The organism is Sulfuricurvum sp., assembly GCF_049305995.1.
In the GTDB taxonomy this organism is placed as follows: Bacteria; Campylobacterota; Campylobacteria; order Campylobacterales; family Sulfurimonadaceae; genus Sulfuricurvum.
The window spans coordinates 1-3177 of sequence record NZ_JBAQPS010000128.1 but is presented as its reverse complement, the minus strand read 5'-3'; the positions used below and the strand labels follow the sequence as shown (position 1 = coordinate 3177).

The window sequence follows — 3177 nt, the reverse complement described above, 5'->3', positions numbered from 1 at the left end:
CTTCAGAAATGATTTGAATGTTAAATTTGAATTCCCTAAGGAATTCCCTAAAAAAAGATTTCTCAAAGATGTCATTTGGGATTTAAAAGATAATGTTTTAGCGGCTAAAGATAAGAACTATACACATGGAAATGATTGTGCCATAGAGAATCATGAGTATATGATTGGCGGTTTTTCAACCATGTACATGTCTCGCAACAGGGTTAGGGAGTGGAATGAGCCCTCTTTTACCATTCAAGCGGGAGGAAGACATGCACCTCTGCATCCATCTGCTCCAAAAATGGAATTTGTAGAACAAAACAAAAGAATATTTGTCCCTAAACACGAACATCTCTATAGACGCCTCAGCGTAAGAGAATGTGCGCGGATACAAACTTTTCCTGATACACACAAATTTTATTATGATAACTTGAGTGCTGGCTATAAAATGGTAGGTAATGCGGTACCACCTAATTTAGCTTATTATTTAGCCAAACAAATACATGATACCCTAAAAGCAGCTGTTACAACCGATATAAAAGTAGAAAAATCTATTGTAGAACAAAACAACTCCTTAAAAAATGAGCATAGCGCCTCATAACCGAACAAGGACTGGACAAAGAGAGCAAAAGAGTCTATAATGCGACCTAGAATTGATTGGGGTATAGGCAAATGGTATGCCAACAGTTTTTGGTACTGTAGATTGTAGGTTCGAGTCCTACTACCCCATCCACTTTTATACCGCGGAATAGAGCAGTCCGGTAGCTCGTCGGGCTCATAACCCGAAGGTCGTAGGTTCAAATCCTGCTTCCGCAACCAATCACTAATTAACTCCCTCCCAAATATTCAACATCCACTTCACAATAATTACAACGCTTAAGATTAGTTTTGCTACCATAAAGGATTCCTACAAAAAGGGTTCTTTGTGATAGGTTCAACACAAAACTGTTACCTCCTCGACACCTCCGTTATCTTAGATGATCCCACCAACATTTTACGAATCAGTGACGAAAACCATAACGGTGTCGTTATCACCAACGTCGTTTTAGCCGAACTCAACAGCAAAAAAGACGATATGCGCTCCGAAGCGGGGTTTCAGGCACGGGAGTTTTTCCGTCTTGCCGATGCGGCGTGGGGGGAACCGATCAGCTTTATCGAACTTCCCGAATGTGTCCGCAACCATGTTGATATGGATGCGTGTAAAAATGACCGCTACTATCGGCTAGCTCTCAATTTTGACCGCTCACTGCATGGTGGAGAGGCCAACCTCATCGATCTCTTTATCGTTCACCGTGAAAATTACCGAGTTTCTCATAATTTCTCCGAGCCAAAAGGGATCAATGACGCTAAAATCGCTGAGATTGCCGACGATTATGATTTGACCCTCCTCAGCAACGATATGTCGTTTCGCATCGCCGCAGAAATCCGGGGAATCCGAACCCAAAGTATCCGCAACAGCAGTGTCGAAGCGCCGGAGCAAATCGATTTTACCTATACGTATGAGTACGAAGAGACTCCTGCTATCCCTGAGAGTGTCGAACACCATAATTTTGACCAAATCACCTTTGTTCAAAAGGCACTCAGCACCACCTCCGAGATGTATGAAACGGGAATCCAACGTCACGCATTCAGCTTCAACAACCAAATCGAGTGGTGTGATTTCGATCGTCGTTTCGGGGAACACTTCAACGAAGAGCTTGTCCGTCCTCTGAATCTGGAGCAAAAGTTCTATTATGCGATGATGACCCATCCCCAAAACTACGTCACCGTCGTTGCCGGTTCTACCGGATCGGGTAAAACTCTCGTAGCGTTGCAAGCAGGGCTAGAGCTGGTCGAAGAGGGGATTGTCGAGGGGATCGTTTATGCCCGCAATACTGTTACCTCGAACGATCAACAAGCGGAGCTAGGATTCCGAAAAGGGGATGAGGAGCAAAAGCTCAGCTTTTTCATGTATCCCCTTTATGCTGCTGTCAACTTTACCATCGAGTACCAAAGCAAACGTTCCATCGATGCACGCGTCGAGTATACCGGCAATACAAACTCGGTGAAACGGGAAAATGCCACTGAAGTGTTTATGAAAAAATACAATATCGAAGTAATGGATATCGCCCATATGCGCGGTACGACGATCTCAAGAAAGTTTGTAATCATTGACGAAGCGCAAAACATGACCAACGCTACCCTCAAACTTATCGGAACCCGTATGGGAGATGAGACACGCCTTGTCATTATGGGTGACCCCGGACAGATCGACCATCCGTTCCTCTCGAAACGACGTAATGCGCTGGTGAGTTTACTCAACAAAGCACAGCATAATAATTTTATCGCGGGGATTCAGTTGAGACATACAATTCGTAGTCAAGTTGCAGATTGGTTTGATAAGAATTTTTAGGGATTTTTCCGTTCGCCCTGAGCCTGTCGAAGGGTCGTTCATGGTTCGACAAAACAAGGGTACCGCTCGCAAAGCGATGTTTCCTTGAACTCACCACGAACGGAAAGGAATTTAGATTGGTAAAACGCGAATCTTTTGTGAAAGCTTCTCTTTGAGTGTCGCTTCGATAGCATACAACGTCCCCGTACTCGAACTCGCACACCCATTACACGCACCCAAATAGCGAATATAAACATCGATATAATCCGGTGAATCTTTGATATCGATAACTTCCATATTACCACCATCCATAATCAAAAACTGACGAATCGATTCATCTACTACACTATCAATCGCTTTGATTTTCTGAACCAACGTCATCGCTTCGAAATCACCGTGACTTCCCGCATCTGCCGCATTGCGCATTTTCTCTTGATCCATCTCGACACGAACATCCGCCAAAATATCAACGAGATAGTACTCACGAGCTTCATGTCCGCCCGGTTTGATACACGATTTACAGAAACCGCCTGCCTTCGTGTAATCAGTTACTTGCTCGATGGTTTTAAGGTCATTGAGGCGGATTACTTCGCGAAGTGTTCCCAAACTCACACGAGCACATTCACATACGATAATCTCATCTTCAAAACTCGATTCATCGACACCGAGATACAACCCTGCCGCTTTTTTGATAACGTCGTACGCCATAACGGAACAGTGCATTTTTTGAGGCGGAACGGCTGGAACATCGGGAGTATCACGAAGTGCCATCTCAACATCGATATTGGTGATTTTAACCGCTTCTTGAACCGTTTTACCGATACAGA

General features: G+C 44.2%; 3 protein-coding genes and 2 tRNA genes. 4 read left to right on the top strand and 1 reads right to left on the bottom strand.

Annotation, left to right across the window (positions count from 1 at the left end; genetic code table 11):
• The 4 genes from WA010_RS04350 to WA010_RS04335 form a co-directional block, all read left to right on the top strand.
• Positions 1–580 (top strand): DNA cytosine methyltransferase (locus WA010_RS04350; protein ID WP_422555930.1); only part of this gene is annotated, 580 nt, incomplete at its 5' end.
• Positions 581–637: 57 nt separating this feature from the next.
• Positions 638–712: transfer RNA gene (locus WA010_RS04345), tRNA-Gln, on the top strand.
• 9 nt (positions 713–721) lie between these two features.
• Positions 722–798 (top strand) — tRNA-Met (locus WA010_RS04340).
• A gap of 106 nt (positions 799–904) precedes the next feature.
• Positions 905–2371, top strand: coding sequence for a PhoH family protein (locus tag WA010_RS04335; protein ID WP_422555929.1), 1467 nt, complete (start codon positions 905–907; stop codon positions 2369–2371).
• 111 nt (positions 2372–2482) lie between these two features.
• Here the strand turns inward: WA010_RS04335 and WA010_RS04330 are convergent.
• A partial coding sequence (locus WA010_RS04330) for a NifU family protein (protein ID WP_422555928.1) occupies positions 2483–3177 on the bottom strand: 695 nt, incomplete at its 5' end.